Source organism: Desulfurellaceae bacterium, assembly GCA_021296095.1.
Lineage (GTDB): Bacteria > Desulfobacterota > Binatia > Bin18 > Bin18 > JAAXHF01.
Map to the genome: position 1 here is coordinate 51,600 of JAGWBB010000002.1, position 25,771 is coordinate 77,370.

A 25,771-nucleotide genomic window follows, 5' to 3' on the forward strand; every position below is an offset into this window, starting at 1 on the left:
CTCCTTACGTGTGGGTTGCTAAAAGAGAATCTGGGTCTGGATCCGAAACCGATTATCGCCCGTGCTGGTTCTGCTCGGGTCAAACGGATCGCCGTCCAGAAAGCTGTAGTCCAGCTGAAGTTTCACGGCGTGGCCGTACAGGTAGTAGTTGAGGCCGGCCGTGTACTCGCGCACATCGCCCCGGGTCCGGGGGTTGGAGCGATTGGCATTGTTGTCGAAGTGGAAATCGACGCCCGAGACCCGCCCGGCGAGTTCCAGGCGCTCGGTCAGGTAATAGCCGAGCTGGCCGTAATAGCCCCAGTCGTGACCGACTTCGCGGCCGATCTGGGCGGCGTTCTGGAAGTTGTTGCGCCGGTAGTAGCCGGCGGCCTGGACGCTCAGGCCCAGGTAGCGAAAACCGCCGTCAAGGGTCACGTTGGTCGTCCGGTCGCCGGGCCTGACGTTCTGGAAGCCGGAGGCGTCGTCAACCGGGTTGAAGGCGGCGGCCACGCCCAGCGACAGCTGCGGGGCGGCGGCCGGCGTGGGCGAGCTTTCCAGGTAGCCGTAGGGTTCGAGCAGGTCGTACTCCAGGCGGCCCTGCCAGGCGACCTCAGAGCCCACGTTCTGCTGCCCGCCGGCATCCAGGGCGCGGATGCTGTTGGTGACCACCGCGTGGTAGGACAGCTTGCCGAGACTGCCGCTCAGATTGGCCCCAACCGCGCGCTGGAGGTTGAAGGCATAGTCGGCCTCGGACAGGTCGGAGAACAACAGATTGCCCGGATGGGTGTAGAACTGTCTGCTGTAGGGCAGGATAAAGCGCCCGGCCTGGACCTTGGCGGAGTCTGAAAAGCTGTACTGCATCCACCAGTCGAGCATGGTCTGGCGGTTGTTGTTGCCGAAGGTGGTCCCTTCAAACTGGAAGAAGTAGGACACCTTGGGGTCAAACACCGTGCCCGAAAAGGCCAGACGGGCCAGGGCCACGTCGAAATTGTTGCGGCTGCGGCCCTGTTCCGGGGCCAGAAACGTGTAGCGGCTCTGGACGAAGCCGTTCACGTTGAGCGAATAGCTGTTGTCTTTGCTGCGGACGTAGAAGCCGCCGTCGTACACATCGCCGGCCTCCAGGCCGTCGCGGCGCAGCGCCTCGGGTTGGCTATAGCCGTACTCGATCTCTTTTTCGCTTCGCGTCTGCTCTTTGCCCTCAAGCTCAAGCAGCCGTTTTTCCATCAACTCCATGACCCGACGCTGCTCGGCCAGCTGCTGGCGCAACTCACCAATCTCGTCGGCCGCTACCCGGCCTGGGGTCCCACCCAGCGCGCCACAGGCGCAACAGACTCCGACAATCAGAGTCTTCCATGTGTGTGTTTGCATAAATCCCTTCCCTTTCCGATCGTGACACGAAGCGCTTCAGGCCAGTCGAATAGAGCAAAAAGCGGGCCATATCCTGGCAGGTCAGGGCGACGGGGAGCGCGCAACGCTTGACGGCAGGAGGTCGCATGGCAAAAATACGTGCAGTGAGTAGGGTTACGGGGCCAGGCGGGCAGACGGCTCCTGGCCCGGCGGGCGGGTCGGCGACGGGCCGGCTGCCCAGGCTTTGGGCATGACATGCTTACTTTGTGGGCATCTTTTCTCCTGGGCCGGGAAAAAGCCCTCCCCCACCGGCCGTCAAACTGGCAAGCTTCTTGCGCACTTCGACAGCACGACCTAATCAAGAGAGGAAAACATGGCATCCCAGACACCCACGCCTATCCCCGGCGAGATTCTGCCGGCCACAGGCACGCTCAGCCTCAACGCCGACCGGCCGAGCCACTCCCTGACCGTGCTGAATAGCGGCGACCGGCCCATTCAGGTTGGCTCGCACTACCATTTCTTTGAGGTCAATCGGGCGCTGCGCTTCGACCGCGCGGCCGCCTTTGGCCTGCATCTGGACATTCCGGCCGGCACTGCGGTGCGCTTCGAGCCCGGAGCAGAGAAACAGGTCAGCCTCGTGCCGTTCGGCGGCCAGCGCATCGTGCTGGGTCTGAACAGCCTGACCGAGGGCAGTACGACGGACGCCGAGGTTCGCCGGCAGGCGCTGCGGACCGCCCGGGAACGCGGCTTTGTGGAGCCCGAGGAGACGCCCTGATGCCCGTCGAGGTGCCCCGTCTGGGCATTGGCGGCCCGGTCGGCTCGGGCAAGACGGCGCTGATCGAGCGGCTCGTGCCCCGGCTGCAGGACAGCGGCAAACGGGTCGCGGTGGTGACCAACGATATCCTGACCGAAGAAGACGCCCGGCGTTTGCGCAGCCGAGGGTTCCTGGCCCCGGAACGGATCGTCGGAGTGGAGACCGGGGCGTGCCCGCATACGGTGATCCGGGAAGATCCGACCATGAACCTGGAGGCTGTCCGCCAGCTGGAAGTCCGCTTTCCCGACCTCGACCTCATCCTGCTGGAGAGCGGCGGGGATAATCTGGCCTCGACCTACTCACCGGAGCTGGCCGATGCGTTCATTTTTGTGATTGATGTGGCCGGCGGCGACGATATCCCCCGCAAGCAGGGCCCGGGCATCACCCGCTCCGACCTGCTGGTCATCAATAAAGTCGATCTCGCCCCGTATGTGGGCGCCAGCCTTGAGGTCATGGCTGAGGACGCCCGGCGTGTACGCGGCCAGCGCCCGGTCGTGTTCACCAACTGCAAAACCGGCCAGGGCATCGGCGAGGTAGGGGCGTGGATACAGCGCGAGCTGCTGTTCGGCTAGCCGAGCCGAACCCGGCCGACGCGCCGGTTTCGCGCCAGGCGGCGTCTGACGCCTGGCCGGCCGTCTTCCGCGCCTACGCGGCCGAGCCGCTCGCCCAGCGCCCGGCCGGATCGACCGGAAAGCGGGGGGTATGTCGGCTGGCCTTCGCCGTCCGCTCGGATACGACCCGACTGGGCCACGCCTTTGTCTCGCATCCGTTTCACTGCACCCGGCCGTGGTATCTCGACCCGGCCGTGCCGGGCATGGCTGTGGTATACGTCCAAACTCCGGCCGGCGGACTGATCCAGGGCGACCGCGCCGAGCTACGGTTTAGTCTGGACGCCGGCGCCCAGGTTCATATCACCAACCAGGCGGCCGAGAAGATCCACACCATGACGGCCAACTGCGCCCTCCAGCGCGTCGGCTTCAGCCTCGGCCCCGGGGCCTACGCCGAGTACTGCCCCGAGCCGCTGATCCTGTTTCCCGGGGCGCGTTTCGGTCAGGCGCTGCGCATCGAGCTGGCGGCCGGGGCGAGTTTTCTGGGAACCGAAGTCATCCTGTCCCGAGCCGCAGCCGACGGTGCGACTTTTGAGGCGTTCAGCACCAGCCTGAGCGTCGTGGACGCCGAGCGGCGCGTTCTCGTCCGAGACCACGGCCTGGCCCTGCCCGCCCAACTCCCCCTCGACGGGCCGGGAGTCCTGGGCGGATATCATGTCTGGGGCCAGGCTTTCCTGGTCGGTCCCGACATTCCGGCCGACTGGGCTCACGAACTCCAGGCCGACCTGCCGGGAACGGTCTGGGGGGTCAGCCTGTTGCCGCAAGAGCGCGGCATCAGCGTCAAGGTCGTCGGCTCGGAGGTGCAAGCCGTCCGGCGTCTGCTGTTCAGCGCCTGGCAGCTGCTGCGGCTGCGTCATCGGGGCGTGCCGGCGCCCCATTTTCCAAAATAGTCGGCAGACGAGGGAGAACCATGCTGCGGATACGCAAACGGCTGGGCAATATGCACACCGACCCCGAGGTCGCCGAGCAGGTCCGGCGCTGGCGACAATCGGCCCGGCTGGAGGAAGTCAGCCTCGACGAGCGCGACGCCCACAAGAGCCGCCTGCGCGTCCAGACCGCCAGCGGTCTCGTCCTGGGTCTGATCCTGCCGCGTGGCACCAGCCTGGGCGAGGGCGACGTGTTTGCCCTGGCCGACCAGGACGGGGGAGTGCTGATCCACATCAGTCTCCAGGAAGTCATGGTCCTCACCCCCTCGTCCGAGACCGACCCGGCCGAACGGCTCAGGCGCGCGGTGCGGCTGGGCCACGTGCTGGGCAATCAGCACTGGCCGGTGGCGTTTGTCGGAGAGCACATCCTGGTGCCCGTGTCGCTGGACCGGGCGGTGATGGAGACGGTGTTACGGACGCACCGCATGACGGACTGTTTTCGCATTCGCTACGAACGCCGTGCCTGGCCGCGCGATCAGCAGGGCGCCTCGCCAACTCACACCCATGAACGCCCAGATGAACATGGATGAACATGGACGATAGCGCACTGCTGGCCGCCCTGCAGCTGGCCGACTCGTTTTTTCCGTCCGGCATGGTCAACCTGTCGCACGGGCTTGAGACCTTTGTGAGCCTGGCACCGGACACCGACGTGCGGCGTCTGCTCGAAGATTATCTCCGCTACAAAGTCGCCCCGCTCGAACTGCTGGCCTATCTGCACGCCTACCGGGCGGCCGAAGCGGCCGACCTCGAACGGCTGCACGAGGTGGACCGCGCGCTGAGCGCCTCGCTCCTGCCCCAGGAGTTACGCCAGGCCTCGGCCCGCTCGGGCCGGGCCATGCTGGAAAGCCTGCGCCCGTCGGAAAACGACGCCCTCTTCCGGGCCTTTGTCAGCGAGATTGACCGGCGCCGCAGCCAGGCCAACGGCCCGGTGTGTCTGGCCGTGGTATGTGTCGGCTGGCAGGTGCCGCAACGGGCCGGCGGGATTGTGCTGCTGCACAGCTTCATGGTCAGCTTTGTGAGCGCCGCCCTGCGGCTGGGCAGCCTCGGCCACCGCCAGGCCCAGGCCATCCTGCGCGACCTCCGCCCCCAGCTGTCGTCCCTGGTCGATATGGTCTGGCAACGCGAGCTGGACGAGCTGGGCGGCTTTACCCCCCTGGCCGACATCCGGGCCATGCAGCACGCCTATCTGCCGGTGCGGCTGTTCAGCAGCTGAGCGCCACATGCCGGCAGCCCCGACACCGGCTACATCCCGTGGGCCGAGAGGCGCTGCACCGGCTCAGCTGGCCTGCATCAGGAAATGCAACACCTCGTTGCGCAGCTGGGTGTACTCCGGCAGATCGATAATCGTCTCCCGTCGCCGCGGCCGAGGAATCCTGACATCTAAGCATTCGGCCAGACGGGCGGCGGGGCCGGTACTCATCAAGGCAACGCGGTCCGAGAGCAGAATCGCCTCATCCACGTCATGCGTCACCATGAAGACCGTGGTGCCGGTTGCCTCCCACATCTTCATCAGCTCTTGTTGAATGACACCTCGGGTGAGGGCGTCGATCTGGGCAAACGGCTCGTCCAGCAGCAACACTTTCGGCTGAACGGCAAACGCCCGCGCCAGCCCGACCCGCTGCCGCATTCCGCCGGACAAGAAGGTCGGTTTCTTGTCGGCCGCACCGAGCAGGCTCATCATGCTGAGATACTTTTGGGTGTGGCTATCAACCTGCCCTCTGTCCCACTCCGGATAGGCCGCTTTGACCGCAATGCGGACATTGTCAAACGCGGACAGCCAGGGCATCAGGGCAAAGCTCTGGAACACGACCATCCGGTCCAAGCCCGGCTCGACAACCTCCCTGCCGTCCAGGATCATGCCGCCTTCGGAGGCCGTCTCAAAACCGGCCAGGATATTGAGCAGCGTACTCTTGCCACACCCCGAGTGACCAACCAGGGTAAGAAATTCTCCCTCCTCGATCTGGAGCGAGACATTCTCAAAGACACAGAAGGTGTCCGCATTGTGGCCGTTGCCGGCCGCGCCCTCGCGGAGCGGAAAATGCTTGGTCACGTGGTCGATTTCAAGAAAGGACATCCTGACCTCCCTCCAATAGGGACGACGCCTGCGCCGTCCCTACCATCCCGGCTAGCGTGCTGGAATGCTCTGGGGAATTGGCAAATGCTCTAGTCTGTATATGTCACCAACCGGGCAAGCCGATTGAAGCCGGAATCGAGCACGATCCCCACCACGCCGACAATCAGAATGGCAAACATCACGCCGGAAATGTTGAGGTTGTTCCACTCAATCCAGGTCAAATAGCCCATGCCGAGTTCGCCCAGCAGCATCTCGGCAGGCACCACAGCCACCAGGGCACTGCCAAAAGAGATACGCAAACCCGCGATAATGGTCGGTGCTGCCGCAGGCAGGATGACCATGACGAGGCGGCGGGTCCAAGACAGCTGCAGTAATCGAGCGACCTGGATGTACTCCTTGCGGATCGAACTCACCCCAAATGCCGTGTTGGCAATGGTTGGCCACAGCGAAGCCATGAAGACCACAAGAATAGCGGTCCAGGTCGGGTCTTGCACGCTGTACAATAAGAGCGGCATCCAGGCCAGGGGAGAAATCGGTTTCAAGATTTGAATAAAGGGGTTCAGGGCCTGGTACAGCGGTCGCGACAGACCAATCAGAATCCCGATACACACGGCGATCAGCGAGGCCGACATAAATCCGGCCGCAAAACGCGTCACCGTATAGACGACCAGATGACCGACCCCGTGATCGTTGGTGCCCTTCTTGTGGAACGGCTCTGACAGCTCCTCAACCGTTTTCCTGGCCAGAATGAGAGGGCCCGGGATGCCTCGGATTTTGTCGGGATTGTAGAGGTAGCTTCCCTGCTCGGTCCGGATAATATCCCCGTTGAACTCCATGGTCATCAGCTGATCTTGTGTCAGGCCGGTCGGGTCAAACGCGGGCTGAAGGGTCACCACGTGCCAAACCGCCAGAAAAAAGGCCAGCAGCGCGACCGACAGGAGCCAGGGCTGGCCTTGAAGAGACATTTTTTGTCCCGGCGGCCGCGCACGCGCGTCAGCACCCTGCCTTTCGCCTGCCTCACCCTCCGCCTGCCGCATGAGCAGGGCCGTTGTGGTGTCTCGCAGGGTTACAACACGTGTGTTCATAGCCTTACCATTTGCGGTACGGGAGAAACTTGCCACTATAGGTCACAACGACCCGATCCCCTTTCGGATCTTCCTGTTTCTGAATATCGATCTCAAAGTCGATGGCGCTCATGATGCCGTCCCCGAACATCTCGTGGATCACGGCCTTCATTGCCGTGCCGTAGACCTGGGTGATTTCGTGAAACCGATAGATGAGCGGATCGACCGGGACCGTGGTGTCCAAAGCCCCTTTAAGGGGGGGCTCCTGGAGTGGGGCGGTCACCTCTGGGCTTGTGCCCAAGACCTCGGCCAGCTGCCGCGCTTCGGCTGCCGACAGCGTCGCCTGGCCCATCAGGGCGGCGGCGACCCAGACCTTGTCTCTGGCCAGGGTCTTTGCCAGGTCGGCGAAAGACAGCCCTTTCTCTTTTTTGGCGGTCAGTAATATGTCCAGTGCTTCCTGCCGTGTCATGTTGTGTCCTCCTTTGCCTGACTAGAGATTGCTGATCGGAAAACTCTTGACGTATTCCTCAGGTTTACCGGGGTCAAAAGTCTTTCCCATCAGGACATGCGTACTATAGGTCTGGGCGTGATCGTCGTAGCCAAGTTCCCGGGAAATTTTGTCGCACTCCGAGGCCAGATATACTTCCTCGGCGACCTTTTGATAATCAAAGTCGCTCTCGACATGCTTCCAGCGCTTCATCTGGGTCAGAATCCAAACCGCCATCGAATGCCACGGAAAGGGATCGAAGTCGATCCGGTCCGGCACATTCCGAATATTGCCGAGTCCGTCGGCAAACCTTCCGGTCAGGACTTGCTCAAGCACGATGACGGGTTGGTTGAGGTAGTTTTTGGGCGCAATGGCTTTGGCGATGTCTTTGCGGTTCTCCGGTTTGGAGGCGTAGTGGGTTGCGTCCACAATAGACTTGAACAGGGCCAGGAACGTATTGGGATAGCTTGACGCAAACTCTTGAGAAATGGCAAAGGCACAGCACGGGTGCCGATCCCAGATCTCTTTTGACAGCAGGTAAATGAATCCGGCGTTTTCGTACACCGCCCGTTGGTTAAACGGGTCGGGGGCGAGATAGCCGTCGACGTTTTCGGCTTTGAGGTTGGCCACCATCTCCGGCGGCGGAACGACCCGAATCTGTACATCCTTGTCCGGGTGGACGCCGCCCTCGGCCAGATAGTAGCGCAGCAAGTAGTTGTGCATGGAGTAGCGAAAGGGCACACAGAAGCGGAAGCCCTTCATGTCTTGGGCCGATTTGACCTCCTTGTGCTTGGTATGCAGGGTAATGGCCTGGCCGTTGATGTTTTCCACCGCCGGCATGAAGTAGGGCACCTGCTGTGAGCCGGCCCCGAGCGTAATCGACAGGGGCATCGGACTCAGCATATGGGCCGCGTCAACGTCTTTGTTAATCGACCAGTCGCGCACCATTGCCCAGCCGGCGGCGCGACGAACCTTGGCGTTCAGCCCGTGTTTTTCGTAAAACCCCATGGGCTCGGCCATGATAATCGGCGTGGCGCAGGTAATCGGAATAAAGCCGATCGTCAGGTCTGTCTTTTCAATCGCGCCGGCCTTTTCCTGGGCCATGGCTTTTGCGGTTTTGAGGGGGAAGAAGGTCTCGATGAGCGCCGCCGCCCCGCCCGCCCCAACCAGCTGCATGAAGCGGCGCCGCTTCATGTCATTCCCGCCAAACAGGGCTCGCACCACCGTGCTCTCAACGGCCCGGTCAATGATTTTTTCGGAGGTGTCAGGCAGAGCCTGGTTGTCCGGCGTGGGCTGCCCACCATGGTCGTGGGCATGCTCAAGCGAGGTATTGGGATCGAAAGGATCTTGTAAGCTGTTATGGGCCATACACATGCCCTCCAAGCAAGAGGATTCGTTCCGCTAAGAAAGAGAACGTGGGAGAGAAGAACAGCAATTCACGTGCCAAGACACCGCGCAGAGCGCGGAAAGCCAAAAGACACGGAAAAACAAGGCGTTTACCGCAGGGGAAACGAACACAGATCAAACGAGCCGGGCACAGGGGTGTTTGTGGAGCAACAGAAGAGCACAAAACTGTTCATTCAATAGGCAGTGTTTGCAATAAACAGTGTTTGCAATAAACAGCGTGTGACTGCTCAAGACGAACCGCCACAACGCCTCGCTTGCATAAAAAAAGGGAGCCGGAAGCTCCCCTTTTCTACTGACCATCTGGAGACCGCTCAGATCCTCAGCGTCATCTCAATATAGCCAAAGTTGGCGTCGTCGCCCGGGAATATCCGGTCCACAATGCTGTCGCCGAACACGTGGGCAAAGAAGACATTGACGTTGACGTGCTTGTTGACCGTGTAGCTCAGCGTGGTTTCGATGATCTGGAACAGACCGCGTTTGCCGAACGCCGGCCGACCGACATAGCCAAAGCCGGCCTGACGATCCTCCAGCGTTGCCCCGGCGCCCTGGTACCACAGGTCGTTTTTCTCGCTGACCCGAATGTTGTGAAAATCGGTCCGCCAGATCAGCCCGGTGAGCGGCCGGAGGATGAGCTGGAAGAAGGCGTCCTCGTTGTTCATCAGGTTGTAGAAGGTGGTGAACGAGTACACCCGGGCGGTGGGCAGGATCTGGAAGAAGGTCTCGTGGTCGCCGTCGGTGGGATCGTCGTCACCCGAGCTGCGGTTATAGCCGATCCGCAGCCAGGGTTTCCAGGGCAGGCCCTGTGGCTGCCAACCCGCCTCGAAGGCCAGCGCCCAGGCCGCATGGTCCTGCCGGCCCCAGTCGCCACCCTGTCCGACGCCCCAGCCCATCAGGTCGATGGGGCCGGCGGGAGTGGGCAGCAGGTGGATCAGATGGCCACCCCCGGTATGGATGGCGATATGCTGGCGGTCGGCGTCACGCACCGCAGCAGGCCTGTTATCGGTCGGCCGCAGACCACGTCCATCGGCATAATAGATGTAAAACAGACGGGCGTCGCTGGTATCGGCAAACGACGGCCGGGTTATGTTGAACGCGGTGTACAGCAGGTCGATATCGTCTATCATTTTGATGCCGGCCAGATCGAATCCGCCCTGGGTCGGGTGAGAGCCGTGGACGGTCAGGTTATAGGCGTCCCTGGTATAACTGAAAGTGAATCCGTCGTATGAGCGACCGGTGTGCGACCAGCCAAACGGACCGATCAGGCGCTGCGAGACGCGAAAGCGCTTGATCCAGTCGATAGTCGGGTCCTGGCTCAACACCTCGGCACCCTCGGCGATCAGGTGGCGGCCGCCCTTCAGCCTGAGGCCGGGAATACCGAGGTTTTTCAGCGTCAGATGCGCCTGTTTGAGAAAAATACCCGAGTCGTTATTGCGACGGTTGTGGGCACGATAGACTGTGCCGAGGCCAAACGCGGCCTGAGGGGCGGGGGCGCTGGCGTCGTCGGGCAGACCCATGAGCGAGGAGTTCTGGGCCTCCACGTACAGGTCGAACAGCTCATCCGACCACTTCAGCCCAAACTTGGCTACGGTTGCCGCGTAGGCATAGGAAGGGTCACCCGACGAGCCCTCAAACCAGTCCCAGAACTCTCCCCGCACCCGCAGGTTGGCCGAGAGCGACAGTTTGGAGGAAATCTGGGGCAGCGCCATGTCTGCCCGGAGCCCGGACGGCAGGAACGCAAACAGGCACAGCGCGGGCAGGCAGAACGCGAGCAGAAGAGCCCGTCCGGGCCGTTTGAGAATAGGCCGATCCCTCATAGGTGTCATATGAGAAAGCCAAAGGTGTCGTCGCATCAGCATGAATGTTCTCCTCCCTATCCCTGCCCTGTAAGTTAGCTAGCAAAAGAGAGACCAATCCTGTCAAAAGGCACGAGAGGGTGAAAGGAGCGCAGAATGACCGAATTTATGACTCATTTCAAGCAGCTGTGTTTGAACAGGGAACAGGACGGTGCCGATTGCATAGGCACAACACCAACAATCTGCTGCGCGAGCAACAGACGTGGTGGGCACGTCAGATGATCGTTTCGTGCGCTTTCAGCACACCGGGTGCCCTAAAAACGGGCAGAAGGCGGGTTCAGACCGGTCTACTGTGGTCGTATCTCCACGAAAAACAAGGAGATAAGCGCTCAGCGTGATTTGGCACGTTTCCTGCCTTCACTATGGACCAACTGCATGACAGAACAGCCCTCCTGACATGCACCCTCCAGAGAGTCGGCCCCCCTCCTGGCCGGCTCTCTGCCTCCAAGGGATGGTGTTCCCCTCACATCTTTTGTGTAGCGTGCTGCGGGCGATGGTCGGCGCTGCCCTCGGTGCGGACCGCCCGGACAATCTGGGCCACTCCACCGCACAGCCGCTGTTTGCTGACCCGCTCGAATCCGGCGCTCTCAATCAGGCGCTGCAACTCCCGGCTGTCGGGCAGGTAGGAGACCGAGCGTGGCAGGTAGGCATAGGCTGCGGCGTCGGATAGCAGAGCGCCAAGCCGGGGCACGATGCGGTTGAAATACACCGCATGGGCGCGGCGTATGAGGCCGTTGGTGGGTGTATCGACCTCAATCAGGACCAGCCGTCCGCCGGCCTGGAGCACCCGGGCCGACTCGGCCAGCACGGCCGGAATCGACACGAAGTTGCGCAGCGCAAAGCCGGACACTACCGCGTCGGCCCAGGCCGACGGAAAGGGCAGCCGCCCGGCGTCAGCCTGCACCCAGTCGGCCCGAATACCGCGCCGCCGCGCGCCGGCCAGCATCCGTCCGGCAAAGTCGACGCCCACCACCCAGGCCCCGGTCTGAGCGACCAGGGTACTCAGGTCGCCGGTCCCGCAGCCCAGGTCAATGACCCGGTCGCCGGCGCCAATCCCGGCCGCCCGCACCGCGCGCCGCCGCCAGCCCTGGTCCAGCCACAGCGAAATCAGGCGGTTCAGCATGTCGTAGCGCGGCGCGATGCGGTCGAACATGGCGCGCACGACGGCCGCCTTGTCCGCAGCGTCGGGCAACACGGATCGCTCTTTCATCGCTGCCGAACGGCCTAGGGAATGACCGGCAGGACAATATGGGAGCGAAACTCGCGGTTATGGAAAACCGTCTGCTCGGCCGTCTCAAACGTGGTGCCCGTGGCCTGCTCACCGCCGGTGTTGAGGTTGCGGTCAAAGCGCGGAAAATTGCTCGACGCAATCTCAAGCCGCAGCCGATGGCCGGGCAAAAACACGTGGCTGGTGGCCCACAGGTCGATGCGCAGTTCAGTCGGCTTGCCGGGCGACAGGAGGGTCGGCGTCGTCCGCGACTCGCGGTAGCGGGCGCGGATGATGCCGTCGGCGATGTTCTGGGCATAGCCGTCGGGCCGGACATCGACCAGCTTGGCCGTGAAGTCGGTATCCAGGGCTGACGAGGCGGCGTACAGCACGACTGTCAGCGGGCCGGTCACCTCCAGGGGCTCGTCGAGCGGCGCGCCGGTATAGACCAGGACATCCTGGCGGCTTTCGACCTGGCGCTGGTCGGCCACGCCGACCGGAATGACCAGCGTATTGCCGCCACAGGTCGGGACCGGATCGGCCGGGTCGTAGCGAAAGTGATCGTCGGCCTCCTCGGCCGGCGGCTCGGGGCTGAGCGCGCCGTCGCCGTTCAGGCTGTTGGCCTGGCCCGCGCTGTGCAGGTAGTAGGGTACGTATCGGGTTCGGGCCAGCGGCCACTCGTACTCATCGCGCCACTGGTTGGTGCCCATGACAAACAGCCGAATCGGGGCTTCCTCGGAAATACCGGTGTCGATTCCCTTCAGCCAGTAGTCGAACCAGCGCAGCTGGACATCGTGCAGCTCAATCGAGGCGTTCGGCCCAAAGTCAATGTCACCGGTCCCGCCGCTGATCGGCGTGGTGTATGGAAACAGGTGCGCCCAGGGACCGATCAACAGCTTTTGTCCGCCGCGCGCCTGGGGGGTCATGGCCCGGGACTGGAGGCCGCAGAAATGGACGAAGGCGTCGCGCAGAAAAATATCGTACCACGAGCTGACGTGGAACATGGGGATGTTGATATTGCGGTGCTGGCGTTCGACATTGATCGCCCACCAGTACGGCCCGTCCTCGGGATGGGTCAGGTAATCGCGCAGATACGGCGCCACATCGTGCAGGATGTCGGCCCAGTCCATCAGCGGCAAACGGCGGTAGGCCTCGGGCGTCAGGGGATTGGCGAAGTTGATCGAGCGCTCCAGACTGGGCCGGATGCGCGGCCACAGTTCGTCTTTGATGCCCTTGCGGTCAATCGTGTTGCGGGCCAGAAAAATGGCGTAGGGCACCTGCCAGCCCAGGGACAGGGCGCCGCCGGTATGGTACACCCAGCTCTGGTGCGCGTCGGCCGCAGCCGAGACCGGAAATGCGCAGCGCAGGTGGGGTGGTCGGGTCGGGGCCAGCTGATACTGGGTGGCGCCGAGGTAGGACTGGCCCTGGGTGCCGACCAGACCGTTGCTGTAGGGCAGGCTGGCCGCCCACTCGACCGTATCGTAGCCGTCCTGGGCCTCGTCGATCAGGGCGTAGTACTCGCCCTCGGACTCAAACCGGCCCCGGCCGTCCTGAACAATCACCACATAGCCGCGGGCCGGAAAGTACTCGTGGTCGCCAAACAGCTCGGCCATGTGCTTGCCGTACGGCAGGCGGAGCAGGATGACCGGGAAGCGCCCCTCGGCGTCGGGCCGGTACACGTCGGCGTACAGCTTGGTGCCGTCCCGCATGGTGACACACACATTTTTTTCGGTTCGGATCGCGTATTGTGGACGACTGCCGTGTGGCATACACCCCTCCTTTTTCACCGCCTCTTATAGAAGCCCGCCGGGCAAAAGGCAATCCAAACCCGCATTGAGTCGTGCCTCAGTTATTGCCGCGTATCAGCCACAGCGGTCCGCTCTGACTATTGACGTTTGCGCCGGGAAAAATCCCCCTCAGTCCCCCTTTGGCAAAGGGGGAAGCACGAAGGCACAAGGAGGCCGGGAGGCAACCTCGTAGGGGCGGGTTTGAAACCCGCCCCTACCCGCTGCGGCCGGCCTTGTTGGGGTGCGGTCAGGCGTGCTACACCCGCCACAGACCACGACCGCACTGACAGGCTGGCAGCGCTCAGCGCGGTCTTGCGAGGACGCCATGCACTACTGGTTAGTCAAATCAGAACCGTACAAATACTCCTGGGATCAGTTCTGTCAGGACGGCTCGACCTACTGGGACGGGGTGCGCAACTATCAGGCCCGCAACAATCTGCAAGCCATGAAAGTCGGCGATCAGGTCTTGTACTACCACAGCAACGAGGGGTTGGCCGTTGTCGGGGTGGCCCGCGTCACCCGGGAAGCCTACCAGGACCCGACCACCGACGACGAGCGCTGGGTGGTGGTCGATCTGGAACCGGTCCAGGCCCTGGCCCGGCCGGTCAGCCTGCGTGAGATCAAGCAGGACGCCCGCTTGCAGGACATCGGCCTGATCAAACAGAGCCGTCTGTCTGTGATGCCGGTACGCAAAAAGGACTTCGACCTGATCGTCAAAAAGGGACAGGGTCAGCCGACCCGAAAAGCCTGATTCGCAGCGCGGGGACGCCATCCGGTCAAGAACATGAAAGAGCCGCAACGAAAGGCCCAGGCGACCTACAACGCCGCCGCTGACCACTTCGACGATCCAGCCAACGCCTACTGGGATCGCTACGGTCGGAGGACAGTCGAGCAGTTGCAGCCTCGTCCCGGGCTCAAGATACTGGACCTTGCCTGCGGTACCGGAGCATCCGCCCTGCCAGCGGCAGAGGCGGTGGGTCCGACCGGACAGGTCGTCGCCGTCGATGTAGCAGACCGGCTCTTGGCCCTTGCCCGAACGAAAGCGAAAGGCCGAGGTCTGGACCAGGTCGAATTTCGCAACGGCGACATGACCCGGCTGGGCCTGCCCGACACCAGCTTCGATACGGTCGTTTGCGTTTTCGGCATCTTCTTTGTTCCCGACATGCAAGCGCTCGTCGCCGAGTTATGGCGCATGGTACGGCCGGGCGGCAGGCTGGCAATCACCACCTGGGGTCCGAATCTCTTCGAGCCCATGTATTCCGCCTTCGATCAAGCCCTTCAAGATGAGCGGCCAGACCTGGTATCGGATTTCCGACCGTGGGACCGTCTCACGGAAGTTCACGCGGTGGAAAAGCTTCTTGCGGAGAGTGGGGCCGCAGCAATCGAGGTTATGGCCGAGGAGGGGCAGCAAGCCTTGGCGAGCCCCGAGTCCTGGTGGAGCGTCGTGCTCGGCTCAGGACTGCGTGCTGCGGTAGAAACGATGGGACCCGCGTCCGCAGCGCGGGTCCGAGCGCATAATTTCGCATTCATTCGAGCGCATGGCGTGGAGTCGATTACGACGAACGTGATCTATGGCAGGGCCACCAAGGCGCACGTGTGAGCTGCTTGGCCCGAGGAATTCGGCATCCCTATCGCTTGGCTTGACCCGCCGGGAGGGGTTCGCTAACGTCCGGGCTGAGGAGGGACCGCCATGCCATCACCTCGGTCGTACCTAGCCGCAGCCGTCCAAATGACGGCCTCAAGCTCAAAAGAAGAAAATCTGGCCAAGGCCGAAACCTTTGTCCGCCTGGCGGCTCAGCGGGGCGCCGCCCTTGTGGTCCTGCCCGAGGTGTTTGCCTGGCGCGGGCCGCGCAAAGAGGAACCGGCCCAACTCGAATCCATCCCCGGCCCGACCTCGGAGCGTCTGGCCGAGCTGGCTCGCAGCCTGGGCATCCATCTGCTGGCCGGCTCGTTCCTGGAGAAGACGACCGAATGGCGCGCCTACAACACCAGCCTGCTGTTCAGCCCAACCGGCGACCTGCTGGCCCAGTATCGCAAGATTCATCTGTTCGATATCGACCTGCCCGGGCAGGTCAGCATCAAGGAGTCGGACACCAAAAAACCGGGTCGCGAGGTGGTCACCGCCAGCACCGAGCTGGGGACGGTCGGCCTGTCAATCTGCTACGACCTGCGCTTCCCCGAGCTGTACCGTGGGCTGGCCGACGGGGGCGCCGAACTCATCTGCGTGCCGGCCGCCTTCACCTTTCCGACCGGGGCGGCCCACTGGGAAGCCCTGCTGCGCGCCCGCGCCATTGAGAACCAGAGCTATCTCATCGCGCCCAACCAGATCGGCAAAAACGTGTACGGCTTTGCCGACTACGGCAACTCGATGATTATTGATCCGTGGGGCAAGATCCTGGCCCGGGCGCCGGACAAAGAGTGCCTGATCACGGCCGAGATTGACCGTGATTATCTGGAGAAAGTCAGAAGGGAATTGCCATGCCTCGCGCATCGGCGGCTGTAGCGCCGGCTCCGGTCAAAGCTTTTTTCCGGGTCGTCAGCTGTAGCGACGCCCAGGCGCAGCTGGCAGCCTTCGCCCCCCTGACCCCAAGCGAAACCATTCCGGTCCTGAACGCCGACGGGCGGGTCCTGGCCAAGGCCCTGAGATCGTCGGTCCACCTGCCCCATTTCAACCGGGCCAATATGGACGGCTACGCCGTGCGGGCTCAGGACACGTTTGGCGCCTCGCCGAGTTTGCCGACCTATCTCAAACTGGTCGGGGTAATCGAGATGGGCCAGGAGGCCAAGCGGCGGCTCAAAAAGGGTGAGACCATGCGCATCTCGACCGGCGGCATGCTGCCGCCCGGCGCCAATTCCATGGTCATGGTCGAGTACACCGAGGAGATGGGCGACGGGACAATCGAAGTCCAGCGCAGCGTCTCGCCGTGGGAAAACATCCTGCGGGTGGGTGAGGACATCAAAAAAGGCGCCCCGATTTTTCCGGCCGGCCGCCGGCTCCACGCCCAGGACATCGGGGCGTTGACCGGGGTCGGGATTGCCAAGGTCACGGTCTACCGGCGGCCGGTAGTGGGCCTGATCTCCACCGGCGACGAGATTGTGCCTCCCGAAAAAACGCCTAAGCCGGGCCAGATCCGAAATGTCAACCAGTACTCGCTGCGGGCGATGATTGCCCAGGCCGGCGGCGAAGTGTGTGACCTAGGCGTGGTCAAAGACGACCGCCAAGCGTTTGAGAAAGCCCTGGCTCAGGCGCTCAAAAAGGCCGACGTAGTCATGATCTCGGGCGGCAGCTCGGTCGGCACAAAAGACATGGCGGTCGAGGTGATCTGTTCCTTTCCGCGCTCCGAGCTGTTCTTCCACGGCATCTCGATTGCGCCGGGCAAGCCGACTATTTTTGCCGCCGCGGCGGGCAAGCCGGTCATGGGCCTGCCGGGCCACCCGGTCTCGGCGCTGGTCGTGTTCTCACTGTTTGGCATGCCGCTGGTCCGCATGATGGGCGGGGAATCGGCTCAGGTGGCGTTCACCCCGGCCCGCACCACCCGGGCCCGGCTGAGCCAGAACATTCCGTCCGCCCCGGGCCGCGAAGACTACGCCCGGGTCACCCTCAGCGGTGCCAACGGCAGCCTGGCGGCCGACCCCGTGCCCGGCAAATCGGGCGCCATCTTCAGCCTCGTCCGTGCCGACGGCATGGTCCGCATTCCGCACAACGCAGAGGGTAAGGAGGCGGGCGAAGAGGTGGAGGTCATTCTGTTTTAGCCATGCCACAGCACCATCCCCATAAATCGAATACTCCTGAAAGGCGAACGAGGCTGACCGCCTCATCAGAAAGAGATCATCGTTCGTCTTCACGGAAACGCTACTTACAGAAGAAACCGCTGGGCGAAGCCCTGGCGCTTCTCCTCGATACCGTCACACCGCCACGACGAATGGAAACGGTGGCGGTGGAAGACGCCCTGGGCCGGACTACGGCCGAGCCCATCTTCGCCGTGCTGTCCGCCCCCCACTACCACGGGGCGGCCATGGACGGCATTGCGGTCCGCGCCGAGGATACCTTTGGGGCGAGTGAGTTTTCGGCCCTCAGCCTGACTGTGGTCAAGCCCGACACCAGGCGGCTCAGCTCCGACGGCCGCCCGTTTCAGTATGTGGACACCGGCAGCCCGCTGCCGGCCTGGGCCAACTCAGTCATCATGATCGAGCAGGTGTTCAAGAAGAGCGATACCGAGGTAGAAATCCGGGATGCCGCAACGCCCTGGCAGCACGTCCGCCTGGTCGGCGAGGACATTGTCGCCACCGAGCCGCTGCTGCCGCGCGGCCACACCCTGCGGCCCTACGACCTCGGCGCCCTGCTGGCCGCCGGCCACACCACTATTCCGGTTCTGGCCCGGCCAACGGTCGGCATCATTCCGACCGGCTCGGAGCTGATTGAACCGGGCGAGTTGGCCGAGCCGGGACGGATTATCGAGTTCAACTCGCGGGTGGCCGGCGCCTTTATTGAAGAGTGGGGCGGGCAGCCCAAACGCCGGCCTCGGGTTGTGGATGAGCTGGCCAAGATTGTCCGGGCGCTCAAAAAATCGGTCAGCGACAACGATGTCACCATCATCATTGCCGGCTCCTCGGCCGGTGAACACGATTTTACGCTACGCGCCCTGGAGTCGGTTGGCGAGGTCCTGGTCCACGGCATCGACGTCATGCCCGGCAAGCCGGCGATTCTGGCCGTCGTGGACGGCAAAGCGGTGATCGGTCTGCCCGGCTATCCGGTGTCGGCGGTCGTCATCTGTCAGCAGATTGTCCGCCCCCTGCTGGCCCACCTGCTGGGTCGGCCGGCCGAGGAGCCGCCTAAGATACAGGCTGTTCTGCCACGCAAGGTCCCCTCGCGGCTGGGTCTGGAAGAGTTTGTCCGGGTCAGTCTGGGCAAGGTCGGCGAGCGGCTGATTGCCAATCCGCTCGGGCGCGGTGCCGGGGTGATTACGACCATGGTCAAGGCCGACGGCGTGCTGCGGATTCCGCCGCTCGACGAGGGGCTGAACGCCGGCCAGGAGGTGCTGATCGAACTCCTGCGCCCGGCCGAGGAGATTGCCCATACCATTCTGTTCACCGGCAGCAACGACCTCACCATTGGTGTGCTCGACGACCAGCTGCGGGGTCAGCACCCGGGGTTCAAGATTTCGGCCAGTAATGTCGGCTCGCTGGGCGGCCTGGTCGCTCTCAAACGCGGCGAGGCGCATATCATCGGCAGCCATCTGCTCGACCCGAGCAGCGGGACCTACAACCTGCCCGACCTCAAAAAGCAGGGGCTGGTGTCCAAGGTCGTGGTGCTGAACCTGGTGATCCGCGAGCAGGGGCTGATCGTGCCCAAGGGCAATCCCAAAAAGCTGCGCGGCATCAAGGATCTGGCCCGCAAGGGCCTGCGCTTTGTCAACCGTCAGTCCGGAGCCGGCACGCGGATCTTGCTCGACTACACACTGGCCAAACTCGGCATCAGGCCGGACGCCATCCACGGCTATGAGCACGAAGAGGTCACCCACATGGCCGTGGCGGTCGCCGTGGCCAGCGGCCTGGCCGACACCGGACTCGGCGTCAAATCGGCCGCCAGAGCCCTCGGTCTGGACTTTATCCCGGTCGAGCGCGAGGACTACGACCTCATTTTTCTCAAAGACTTCTTCAACACCGACGCCGGCCAAAAACTGGTCGCGGTGATCCGCTCCGACGCATTCAGACGGGCGGTCGAGCGCCTCGACGGCTATGACACGGCCAAGACCGGCAGCCTCAAAAGCCCGGCGCCCAAACGGACTGACAAGAAACGGGCGGGCAAGAAACCCGCAGCCCGGCGCACCGCGTAGGGCTGCGTTCCGTTTTCCTCTGCCATGATTGATCCATGATCGACTTCAGCCCGCCCGCCCATGTCCAGACCGCAGTCGGCGATATCAGGCGCTTTATCGCCGACGACATCAGGCCCATGGAGCGCGAGCTGGCCGACTACCTGACCAACGAACACCTGTACCTGCAAGCCGACGGCCGTCTCGCCCCGCCGATCCTGGCCGCCCAACGCACCATCCGCAAAATGTCTGCCAAGCGTGGCCTGTACGCCCTGCACATGCCGACCGAGGTCGGCGGCGGCGGTTTCAGCCTGACCGATATGTTCTTTGTTCACGAGGCCGTCTACCAGCACGGCATTGGGCTCAGCCAGTGGATGCTGTCGTGGACCGAGGGACCCAACCAGATGCAGATGTGGCTGAGCGAGGAGCAACAACAGCGCTACCTGTTGCCGCTGGTCCGGGGCGAGCAGACCGCCGCCTACGCCATCACCGAGTATCGGGGCGGCTCGGACGTACTGGGCATGCAGACCCGGGCCGAGCGGCGCGGCGACGGGTGGAGCATCAATGGCACCAAAGCCTATATCACCAACGCCCAGTACGCGGACCAGATCTTTGTCTGCGCGCTCACCGCACCCGACAAGGGTAGTGCGGGCGCGACCGCCTTTATCGTTGAGAACGACGCTCCGGGCCTCGGCATCGGTCGCACGTATCGGACGATCATGGACGACGGCATGACCGGCGAGCTGATCTTCGACGACTGCCGGGTGCCGCTGGACAACACCTGGGGACGCGAGGGTCAGGGCTTCTACCTCAGCATGGGCATGATCAACTGGATTCGCGTCCGCCGGGGCGGCATGTGCAGCGGCCTGGGTCAGTATCTGCTCGACCGCTGCATCGACTACACCAAAAACCGCCAGGCGTTTGGCGGCCGGCTGAGCCGTTTCCAGGCCCTGCAGTGGATGATGGTCGATTCCTATCTCGACGTGCAGGCGATGCGCAGCATGGCCTTGCAGAGCCTGTGGAAGGCCGACCAGGGCGATCTGTGGGCGCTCAAGGTTGACCCACAGCTGATCCAGACCGTGTGTGGCCTGAAAGTCTTCTGTGACGAGGCTCTGTACCGGGTCGCCGACCGGGCGGTGCAGCTGCACGGCGCCTACGGGCTCAGCAAGGACTCGGGGATTGAAAAAATCTTTCGGATTGCCCGCAACCTGCGCATTCCGGGCGGCACGGACGAGATCCAGCGGGTGAATATTGCCAAGGCCCTGGGTCTGTGAGGGCGTGTATTCAAATGGTTCACGCCGGACGAACCACTTCGAGTTTCAAGCCTGTCGCCCGAACGACCGGAGCCAGGGTTGACCAGCGCGGCTTACCCTTGGCCGACAGCACGCGATACAGACTCTCCCGGGGAATCCCCGCCCGTTTGGCGACCGCCGCCATGCCCTGCGCCTCGGCGACTTTCCGCAGCGCTTGCAGGAAGACCGCCGGCTCTTCGTCCTCTGCCGCTGCCGTCAGATAGTCGGCGCTGAAACCGGGATCTTTGAGCTGTTCACGCAGCCACTCGTTGTGCTTCACCTTTTTCATGATCCTGTCGCTCACAGCTGCCCAACAATGCGGCAAGGTGGACCAGCGGGGGCATTTGCACAGAAACCTACGGTTTGGCGAATGTTGACCAACAGCATCACAGGATTTTCAGCCATTGCCTCGTGCTCTCGATAAGGAATCCGCCCCCATAGGTGAGGGTTGGCCCATGTTTCAGATCGATGCGGCCCACACCGCCGCGAAAGACCGGAGTCCACAGCGCGAGATTCGTCGTCTCGCCACCGTCGTTCACGGATGGAACAAGGGATTCTGCACCTGGAATCCCTTGAACGAGTGGGCGATGCTCATCGCGCCGAGCGCAAACACCAGTACGACGGTGACGCTGACGACTCCCACAGACTTCCGTAGTCGGGGGTTTTTGCCCGCCCCCTCGAAAAGGTATAGTAGCGCGCGTCATCCGGCGAGAATCCGTCGCACGGGGCCATGGGCTAAGCACCACGCGTACTCTTTCCTGAGCGAGTCGTCTGATTCGCCACCAGCGTAACCGCCGTTTTTAGAGACGAGATTAGTCCGTTCAGGTCACGTCGGCTCTTCGCGCTATATTTGAATGCCATAGCTGCTGTCACAAAGAAATGGGCGAATTGGTTGAGACTTTGCCCTGACGCTTCTATCTGCTTTGTGTACGGCGACAGCAGGCGCGTAATCAGTTTCGTGTGGCGAGCATGGGATTCCGCGAGAGCGTCTCTCCCAGCTTCGTTGTGCCCGCTGATCAGATCCTCAGCGTCACCTGATGTTTGTAAGAGCTCAAAGGATTTGATGATGGTTTCCGCAAAATAGACGTCGAGTTGCGCCTCCAGGGATTCGCACGCGCCAAGGCGTGCTTCGACCTGAGACAGGTTGTGATCGGTGATGTGACGTACCGACGCAACGATCAACTGATCCTTGCTTCCAAAGACATCGTACAGCGTCTGCCGTGAGACTTTGGCTTCTTGAGCGATGTCAGCCATCGCCGTTTTTCGGGCTCCGTATCTCACGAAGGTGCGGATGGCGGCTTCAACAATCTTTGTTTCTATGTCAGACATATGCGCCCTGTACGTGGCTCCTCGTGTTTTAGGGAGCTAATTGTAGCAAAAATGGACTACTTGACAATACTCATATTTATGTAAAACTACAACTTTACAGATGTCGTTAGTTTGTACACCCAGAACGCATTGGAGGATGGTGAGCGAGCCCAGATTCTAAGCCTGAATGCAGCTCATGTTTTTAAGTTTGCAATTCCTGCGCGCTGTCTGAAGCACGCAGGTGCAGCAGCCGTTGCCTCGGCAGTGGCGTATCGAGAGGAGAGCACATGGAGAACAACAGGAGTCAGAAGGTCATTTTGATTACGGGCGCCTCTTCCGGCATCGGTAAGGAGTCAGCCAAACAGCTCGTCTCAAAAGGGTATCGCGTATACGCGGCAGCCCGGCGACTTGAGCAGATGCAAGATCTTGAAGCACTCGGATGCGCGACGATCAGGATGGACATCTCGAAAGAAGAAGAGGTGGAAGAAGTCGTCGGCAACATCTTGGACGAAGCAGGGACAGTTGATGTGCTCGTCAATAACGCAGGGTATGCAACCCAAGGGCCAGTCGAAGAAATGCCTTTGGAGGATGCCCGGGCAATCTTCGATGTCAACCTGTTCGGACTTGGGTACCTCACGAAGCTGGTCCTACCCGGCATGCGGGAACAGGGCGCAGGGAGGATCGTTAATATTGGCTCTGCAGGCGGGAAGGTCTATCTGCCTTTGAGTGCCTGGTATATCGCGTCCAAGCATGCATTGGAAGGCTGGAACGATTGCTTGCGCACGGAGTTAAAGCAATTTGGGATTGACGTCGTGTTGATTGAACCCGGCGCCATTGCTACGGAGTTCAACGGTGTGGCCATGAGCTCCATATTAGAAAGATCGGGCGATGGCCCGTACGGCAAGTTGGCCCATGCGTATGTCAATCTGGACGTACCAGAATCACATCCGTCCGTCATCGCGGATGTGATTGTGAAGGCGGTTGAGACAAAAAAGACGAAATACCGCTACGTCGCTGGAAAGATGGCTAGGACAACGATCGGAATGCGGAAGTGGTTGGGGGACAAAGCGTACGACCGGCTTCTCGACACCATTTACAAAGTGTAGACATCCCTAGCTCTACGCTGAGGTCTCTCAACAAGGAATCAATCAATGAGCAATCGTACCGTTGGTTTCGTTGGTCTCGGCGCGATGGGTGAACCCATGGTCGCCCGGGAACAACGGTGCTCCTCATGCGCACGATAATCTCTTTTTGTGAGTGATGAACATGACACTATTGCATGCAAAATGGTTTCTGTCGCTATTGCTGCTGACTGTGGGGGGCTGTCATTCTGTGTATACAGAACTGACGATCCCAGCCGGTCCCGAAGAAATTTGGCCCATCTTAACAGATGCCCCGGGATATCAAGAGTGGAACCCGGTCTTTGTTCACGTCGAAGGTGAATACCGGGAAGGGGGAACGCTCCAATATCAGATGAAATCCCCTGACAGTGAACAAATGGCTGTGCAGGCGACCGTGAAAAAATTGGTTCCCAACAAAGAGTTGAACCAATATGGCGGCTTTCCTGGAGTTTTGACCTTTAGCCACACCTATCTTCTGGAACCTGTCGATGGAGGGACTCGCGTCATTCAAAAGGAGGAATACCGCGGCATATGGGTGCCGTTTTGGGATTCGAGTTGGGTGGAGCCAGCCTATAATAAAGTGAATGAAGCCCTCCAGGACAGGGTGGCGCAGTTGAAGGAGAATGGACGACCATAACTACCGTGCCTCGGCAATCTGCATCACCTCCATCGTCTACGGGGAGGCACTCGGTGCGCTGAGATAGCGATAGACACTGGCTTTGGAGAGTTGGTAGTCCGCCATTAAGATTTTAATGAGTGTTCCTTTCTTGCGTCGGCGTCGCAGTTCCGTGGTCTTTTGGGGAGTCAACTGCTTTTGCCGGCCGAAGTGCACGCCGCGCGCTTTGGCTTGCTGTATCCCATCCATCTGGCGCTCGGCCCGAATCTCCGTCTCAAACTGCGCAATGGCTCCCAACATATTGAACAGCAAGCGGCCGGTCGCATCACTGGTGTCGATATGCTGATCGAGGACCTGAAGATGGACCTGTTTGCGAGCGAGCTCGTCGGCAATCTGACACAGATGCAGGGTCGAGCGCGCCAAGCGGTCTAAGCGCGTGACGACGAGTGTATCGCCTTCTCTTACGTACTCCAAGCAGGCGTGTAGCCGGGGCCGCTTGTGGGTCGCACCGCTCTTTTTCTCTTGAAAGAGTTTATCGCAGTGTTTGAGCTTCTCACGCTGAACGGCCAGACTTTGGCCTACTGAACTGACGCGCGCATACCCGACCAAGGCCATCGCTTGACTCCTCGTGTTTCAGTATGTCTCAGGCTATGTGCGAAGGCCACAATGAGACATGAATTGAGACACGTCAAGAGCAGTGTCTTGGAAGGTCTACCTTTGGAGACGCTGCGCTCCCCTACAGAAAGGTCCTCTCTATGCCCATGCCCGAACAGTTTTTACCCAACCGCAAGCGCACGCAGCCCATCTCCCTGCCTCACGACTTTTCCGACGAAGAGATGGACCGCGACTGGTTTTTATCCGCAAAGGATAAAACCGAGATCAACAAGTATTGGCGCAGCTTCCGATTGGGGATCGCCGTCCAGCTCTGCGCGGTCCGCTTATATGGGCGCTTCTTGACCGGTCTCCAAGACCTTTCGCCACGCATTCTTAACCACCCCGCCAGCCAGCTCGCGCTGCCTCCGACCCTCACGATTGAAGAACCCGAGCGAGAAGCGACGGCATTGGAGCAGCGCAAGAATATCCTCCGCTATCTGGGCTTTCAGCGCTTCGATAACACCCGTCAAGCGCAGCTCCAGAGCTGGTTGGAAGAGCAGGCCAAACAGTACCGTCATAAGCTGCCCCGCCGGGTGTTCTTTGCCGATCAAGGCGAATTCACCACCGGCGATTATGAGGCGCTCATGAACAAAGCCAGCTGCTTGAGTCTGGTGTCGAACGCCATCCTGTATTGGAATACGCTCAAGATTACGGACATTGTGGACCAGCTCAGACAGCAGGGGGAAGCAATTGAGGACGAGACCTTAGCGCATGTCTCGTTGTTGCCATTTAAGCATGTCCTGCCCAATGGCACCTATTTTTTTAACGACGACTATCCGAGGGCATTTGGCCAGAAAGGTACGGTTCTGACTCCAGGACGCCGCCCGAAACCGTAGGTTTCTGTTCAAATGCCCCCGCTGGTCCAAGGTCTCAAACAGCATCTTCCCTGCACTTGCACCTAGGTTTGATATCTTTTGTAAATTTCCTGGTCTGAGAGAGCTGTTTCATTGCTCCCAGCTCTCGAACATGTCTTCCAGCGTGTCGAAGGTTTCCACATCCTCCCCCGTGCGGCTTTTCTCAAGTGTCTGTTTTGTCAAGGCATTCGGAATCAGGATGGGAAACGGCAGGCCCCCATGCAGACAGATCTGGCGGTAAAAGAGCCGAATTGCCTCAGTGGGGGTAAGACCGAGTTTTCGGAGTACACTTTCGGCCTGCTTCTTGGTCTGCGGCTCCACACGCGCATGGACGACGGCTGATTTATTCATGCGGTCCAGCGTGTCACACATGCAACACACCATCAAGCTTGTCCCATCGTCATTGACCCACCCCCGCCACCTTGACAATCCCTCTGCTTGCTCCAGGTTGTTCTGCTATAAGCGTCCAGGTTTCCACAGGATATACTCCTACAGAAAACGGAGATACCGTCGGCATCTCGTGTGTGACCGAGTTATGTCGCTCCAACAGTCATCAGCGC

26 protein-coding genes are annotated in these 25,771 nt (G+C 61.4%); 14 read left to right on the forward strand and 12 right to left on the reverse strand.

Going from position 1 to position 25,771, the window contains the following annotated elements; translation table 11 throughout:
• Positions 1-18 precede the first annotated feature (18 nt).
• Entirely contained in the window at positions 19-1,347 is a 1,329-nt protein-coding gene (locus J4F42_00740) for a hypothetical protein (protein ID MCE2484008.1), read from the reverse strand.
• A 352-nt stretch (positions 1,348-1,699) separates the two neighbouring features.
• On the opposite strand from J4F42_00740, the gene J4F42_00745 reads away from it, so the two are divergent.
• The 5 genes from J4F42_00745 to J4F42_00765 are packed head-to-tail and all read left to right on the forward strand — an operon-like array spanning position 1,700 to position 4,887.
• Positions 1,700-2,101, forward strand: a complete 402-nt coding sequence (locus J4F42_00745; GenBank protein ID MCE2484009.1) for an urease subunit beta — start codon at positions 1,700-1,702, stop codon at positions 2,099-2,101.
• A complete protein-coding gene (ureG, locus tag J4F42_00750; GenBank protein MCE2484010.1) occupies positions 2,101-2,712 on the forward strand; it encodes an urease accessory protein UreG in 612 nt (203 codons plus the stop codon). The genes J4F42_00745 and ureG overlap by 1 nt, the downstream gene beginning before the upstream one ends.
• Positions 2,682-3,638 (forward strand): urease accessory protein UreD, encoded by a 957-nt coding sequence (locus J4F42_00755; protein MCE2484011.1) that lies wholly within the window; start codon positions 2,682-2,684, stop codon positions 3,636-3,638. Before ureG ends, J4F42_00755 begins: the two co-directional genes overlap by 31 nt.
• A gap of 20 nt (positions 3,639-3,658) precedes the next feature.
• The gene (locus tag J4F42_00760; protein ID MCE2484012.1) at positions 3,659-4,204 is read left to right on the forward strand and encodes a hypothetical protein; all 546 of its coding nucleotides are present in this window, start codon (positions 3,659-3,661) and stop codon (positions 4,202-4,204) included.
• 2 nt (positions 4,205-4,206) lie between these two features.
• Entirely contained in the window at positions 4,207-4,887 is a 681-nt protein-coding gene (locus J4F42_00765; GenBank protein MCE2484013.1) for a hypothetical protein, read from the forward strand.
• A 63-nt stretch (positions 4,888-4,950) separates the two neighbouring features.
• On the opposite strand, the gene J4F42_00770 is transcribed toward J4F42_00765, so the two are convergent.
• From J4F42_00770 to J4F42_00800, 7 genes are all read right to left on the reverse strand, one after another.
• On the reverse strand, positions 4,951-5,748 hold the full coding sequence (locus J4F42_00770) for an ABC transporter ATP-binding protein (protein ID MCE2484014.1): 798 nt from the start codon (positions 5,746-5,748) through the stop codon (positions 4,951-4,953).
• 89 nt (positions 5,749-5,837) lie between these two features.
• Entirely contained in the window at positions 5,838-6,713 is an 876-nt protein-coding gene (locus tag J4F42_00775; GenBank protein ID MCE2484015.1) for an ABC transporter permease subunit, read from the reverse strand.
• A 124-nt stretch (positions 6,714-6,837) separates the two neighbouring features.
• Positions 6,838-7,281 (reverse strand): cyanase, encoded by a 444-nt coding sequence (gene cynS / locus J4F42_00780; protein MCE2484016.1) that lies wholly within the window; start codon positions 7,279-7,281, stop codon positions 6,838-6,840.
• A gap of 21 nt (positions 7,282-7,302) precedes the next feature.
• The gene (locus tag J4F42_00785; protein MCE2484017.1) at positions 7,303-8,667 is read right to left on the reverse strand and encodes an ABC transporter substrate-binding protein; all 1,365 of its coding nucleotides are present in this window, start codon (positions 8,665-8,667) and stop codon (positions 7,303-7,305) included.
• Positions 8,668-9,017: 350 nt separating this feature from the next.
• Positions 9,018-10,520 carry an alginate export family protein gene (locus J4F42_00790; GenBank protein MCE2484018.1) on the reverse strand — a complete coding sequence of 501 codons (1,503 nt, stop codon included), beginning with the start codon at positions 10,518-10,520 and terminating at the stop codon, positions 9,018-9,020.
• A 502-nt stretch (positions 10,521-11,022) separates the two neighbouring features.
• Complete coding sequence (locus tag J4F42_00795; protein ID MCE2484019.1) at positions 11,023-11,769, reverse strand: ubiquinone/menaquinone biosynthesis methyltransferase; 747 nt, start codon at positions 11,767-11,769, stop codon at positions 11,023-11,025.
• Positions 11,770-11,783: 14 nt separating this feature from the next.
• On the reverse strand, positions 11,784-13,535 hold the full coding sequence (locus J4F42_00800) for a CocE/NonD family hydrolase (GenBank protein MCE2484020.1): 1,752 nt from the start codon (positions 13,533-13,535) through the stop codon (positions 11,784-11,786).
• A gap of 343 nt (positions 13,536-13,878) precedes the next feature.
• Here J4F42_00800 and J4F42_00805 point away from each other — a divergent pair, with 343 nt between their 5' ends.
• The 6 genes from J4F42_00805 (at position 13,879) to J4F42_00830 (ending at position 20,640) form a co-directional block, all read left to right on the forward strand.
• On the forward strand, positions 13,879-14,304 hold the full coding sequence (locus J4F42_00805; GenBank protein MCE2484021.1) for an EVE domain-containing protein: 426 nt from the start codon (positions 13,879-13,881) through the stop codon (positions 14,302-14,304).
• A gap of 33 nt (positions 14,305-14,337) precedes the next feature.
• A complete protein-coding gene (locus tag J4F42_00810) occupies positions 14,338-15,153 on the forward strand; it encodes a methyltransferase domain-containing protein (GenBank protein MCE2484022.1) in 816 nt (271 codons plus the stop codon).
• A 90-nt stretch (positions 15,154-15,243) separates the two neighbouring features.
• Complete coding sequence (locus tag J4F42_00815) at positions 15,244-16,056, forward strand: carbon-nitrogen hydrolase family protein (protein MCE2484023.1); 813 nt, start codon at positions 15,244-15,246, stop codon at positions 16,054-16,056.
• Complete coding sequence (locus tag J4F42_00820; GenBank protein MCE2484024.1) at positions 16,032-17,306, forward strand: molybdopterin molybdotransferase MoeA; 1,275 nt, start codon at positions 16,032-16,034, stop codon at positions 17,304-17,306. Before J4F42_00815 ends, J4F42_00820 begins: the two co-directional genes overlap by 25 nt.
• A gap of 2 nt (positions 17,307-17,308) precedes the next feature.
• Positions 17,309-19,390 (forward strand): molybdopterin biosynthesis protein, encoded by a 2,082-nt coding sequence (locus J4F42_00825; GenBank protein MCE2484025.1) that lies wholly within the window; start codon positions 17,309-17,311, stop codon positions 19,388-19,390.
• Positions 19,391-19,425: 35 nt separating this feature from the next.
• Positions 19,426-20,640 (forward strand): acyl-CoA dehydrogenase family protein, encoded by a 1,215-nt coding sequence (locus tag J4F42_00830; protein MCE2484026.1) that lies wholly within the window; start codon positions 19,426-19,428, stop codon positions 20,638-20,640.
• 19 nt (positions 20,641-20,659) lie between these two features.
• Here the strand turns inward: J4F42_00830 and J4F42_00835 are convergent, their stop codons facing one another.
• Entirely contained in the window at positions 20,660-20,947 is a 288-nt protein-coding gene (locus J4F42_00835) for a putative addiction module antidote protein (GenBank protein ID MCE2484027.1), read from the reverse strand.
• Between the two features lie 446 nt (positions 20,948-21,393).
• A complete protein-coding gene (locus J4F42_00840; GenBank protein MCE2484028.1) occupies positions 21,394-21,987 on the reverse strand; it encodes a TetR/AcrR family transcriptional regulator in 594 nt (197 codons plus the stop codon).
• A gap of 266 nt (positions 21,988-22,253) precedes the next feature.
• On the opposite strand from J4F42_00840, the gene J4F42_00845 reads away from it, so the two are divergent.
• Together J4F42_00845 and J4F42_00850 are read left to right on the forward strand one after the other, a co-directional pair.
• Positions 22,254-23,072 carry an SDR family NAD(P)-dependent oxidoreductase gene (locus tag J4F42_00845; protein ID MCE2484029.1) on the forward strand — a complete coding sequence of 273 codons (819 nt, stop codon included), beginning with the start codon at positions 22,254-22,256 and terminating at the stop codon, positions 23,070-23,072.
• Between the two features lie 160 nt (positions 23,073-23,232).
• On the forward strand, positions 23,233-23,724 hold the full coding sequence (locus tag J4F42_00850; GenBank protein ID MCE2484030.1) for an SRPBCC domain-containing protein: 492 nt from the start codon (positions 23,233-23,235) through the stop codon (positions 23,722-23,724).
• A gap of 36 nt (positions 23,725-23,760) precedes the next feature.
• On the opposite strand, the gene J4F42_00855 is transcribed toward J4F42_00850, so the two are convergent.
• Complete coding sequence (locus tag J4F42_00855) at positions 23,761-24,318, reverse strand: recombinase family protein (GenBank protein MCE2484031.1); 558 nt, start codon at positions 24,316-24,318, stop codon at positions 23,761-23,763.
• 140 nt (positions 24,319-24,458) lie between these two features.
• Here J4F42_00855 and J4F42_00860 point away from each other — a divergent pair, with 140 nt between their 5' ends.
• Positions 24,459-25,193 (forward strand): DUF4158 domain-containing protein, encoded by a 735-nt coding sequence (locus J4F42_00860; protein MCE2484032.1) that lies wholly within the window; start codon positions 24,459-24,461, stop codon positions 25,191-25,193.
• Between the two features lie 108 nt (positions 25,194-25,301).
• Here J4F42_00860 and J4F42_00865 read toward each other — a convergent pair whose 3' ends face one another.
• Positions 25,302-25,583 carry a type II toxin-antitoxin system RelB/DinJ family antitoxin gene (locus J4F42_00865; protein ID MCE2484033.1) on the reverse strand — a complete coding sequence of 94 codons (282 nt, stop codon included), beginning with the start codon at positions 25,581-25,583 and terminating at the stop codon, positions 25,302-25,304.
• Between the last annotated feature and the right edge of the window lie 188 nt (positions 25,584-25,771).

What these genes read in the sequence shown, in the direction of transcription:
- J4F42_00785 (MCE2484017.1), bottom strand. Translation starts at nt 8,667, where the DNA reads ATGGCCCATAACAGCTTACAAGATCCTTTCGATCCCAATACCTCGCTT.
- J4F42_00815 (MCE2484023.1), top strand. Translation starts at nt 15,244, where the DNA reads ATGCCATCACCTCGGTCGTACCTAGCCGCAGCCGTCCAAATGACGGCC.
- J4F42_00745 (MCE2484009.1), top strand. Translation starts at nt 1,700, where the DNA reads ATGGCATCCCAGACACCCACGCCTATCCCCGGCGAGATTCTGCCGGCC.
- J4F42_00830 (MCE2484026.1), top strand. Translation starts at nt 19,426, where the DNA reads ATGATCGACTTCAGCCCGCCCGCCCATGTCCAGACCGCAGTCGGCGAT.
- J4F42_00760 (MCE2484012.1), top strand. Translation starts at nt 3,659, where the DNA reads ATGCTGCGGATACGCAAACGGCTGGGCAATATGCACACCGACCCCGAG.
- J4F42_00740 (MCE2484008.1), bottom strand. Translation starts at nt 1,347, where the DNA reads ATGCAAACACACACATGGAAGACTCTGATTGTCGGAGTCTGTTGCGCC.
- J4F42_00865 (MCE2484033.1), bottom strand. Translation starts at nt 25,583, where the DNA reads ATGTGTGACACGCTGGACCGCATGAATAAATCAGCCGTCGTCCATGCG.
- J4F42_00775 (MCE2484015.1), bottom strand. Translation starts at nt 6,713, where the DNA reads ATGTCTCTTCAAGGCCAGCCCTGGCTCCTGTCGGTCGCGCTGCTGGCC.
- J4F42_00820 (MCE2484024.1), top strand. Translation starts at nt 16,032, where the DNA reads ATGCCTCGCGCATCGGCGGCTGTAGCGCCGGCTCCGGTCAAAGCTTTT.
- J4F42_00765 (MCE2484013.1), top strand. Translation starts at nt 4,207, where the DNA reads ATGGACGATAGCGCACTGCTGGCCGCCCTGCAGCTGGCCGACTCGTTT.
- J4F42_00825 (MCE2484025.1), top strand. Translation starts at nt 17,309, where the DNA reads ATGCCACAGCACCATCCCCATAAATCGAATACTCCTGAAAGGCGAACG.
- J4F42_00845 (MCE2484029.1), top strand. Translation starts at nt 22,254, where the DNA reads ATGGAGAACAACAGGAGTCAGAAGGTCATTTTGATTACGGGCGCCTCT.
- J4F42_00790 (MCE2484018.1), bottom strand. Translation starts at nt 10,520, where the DNA reads ATGAGGGATCGGCCTATTCTCAAACGGCCCGGACGGGCTCTTCTGCTC.
- J4F42_00840 (MCE2484028.1), bottom strand. Translation starts at nt 21,987, where the DNA reads ATGTCTGACATAGAAACAAAGATTGTTGAAGCCGCCATCCGCACCTTC.
- J4F42_00800 (MCE2484020.1), bottom strand. Translation starts at nt 13,535, where the DNA reads ATGCCACACGGCAGTCGTCCACAATACGCGATCCGAACCGAAAAAAAT.
- J4F42_00835 (MCE2484027.1), bottom strand. Translation starts at nt 20,947, where the DNA reads ATGAAAAAGGTGAAGCACAACGAGTGGCTGCGTGAACAGCTCAAAGAT.
- J4F42_00795 (MCE2484019.1), bottom strand. Translation starts at nt 11,769, where the DNA reads ATGAAAGAGCGATCCGTGTTGCCCGACGCTGCGGACAAGGCGGCCGTC.
- J4F42_00810 (MCE2484022.1), top strand. Translation starts at nt 14,338, where the DNA reads ATGAAAGAGCCGCAACGAAAGGCCCAGGCGACCTACAACGCCGCCGCT.
- ureG (MCE2484010.1), top strand. Translation starts at nt 2,101, where the DNA reads ATGCCCGTCGAGGTGCCCCGTCTGGGCATTGGCGGCCCGGTCGGCTCG.
- J4F42_00770 (MCE2484014.1), bottom strand. Translation starts at nt 5,748, where the DNA reads ATGTCCTTTCTTGAAATCGACCACGTGACCAAGCATTTTCCGCTCCGC.
- J4F42_00805 (MCE2484021.1), top strand. Translation starts at nt 13,879, where the DNA reads ATGCACTACTGGTTAGTCAAATCAGAACCGTACAAATACTCCTGGGAT.
- cynS (MCE2484016.1), bottom strand. Translation starts at nt 7,281, where the DNA reads ATGACACGGCAGGAAGCACTGGACATATTACTGACCGCCAAAAAAGAG.
- J4F42_00855 (MCE2484031.1), bottom strand. Translation starts at nt 24,318, where the DNA reads ATGGCCTTGGTCGGGTATGCGCGCGTCAGTTCAGTAGGCCAAAGTCTG.
- J4F42_00860 (MCE2484032.1), top strand. Translation starts at nt 24,459, where the DNA reads ATGCCCATGCCCGAACAGTTTTTACCCAACCGCAAGCGCACGCAGCCC.
- J4F42_00850 (MCE2484030.1), top strand. Translation starts at nt 23,233, where the DNA reads ATGACACTATTGCATGCAAAATGGTTTCTGTCGCTATTGCTGCTGACT.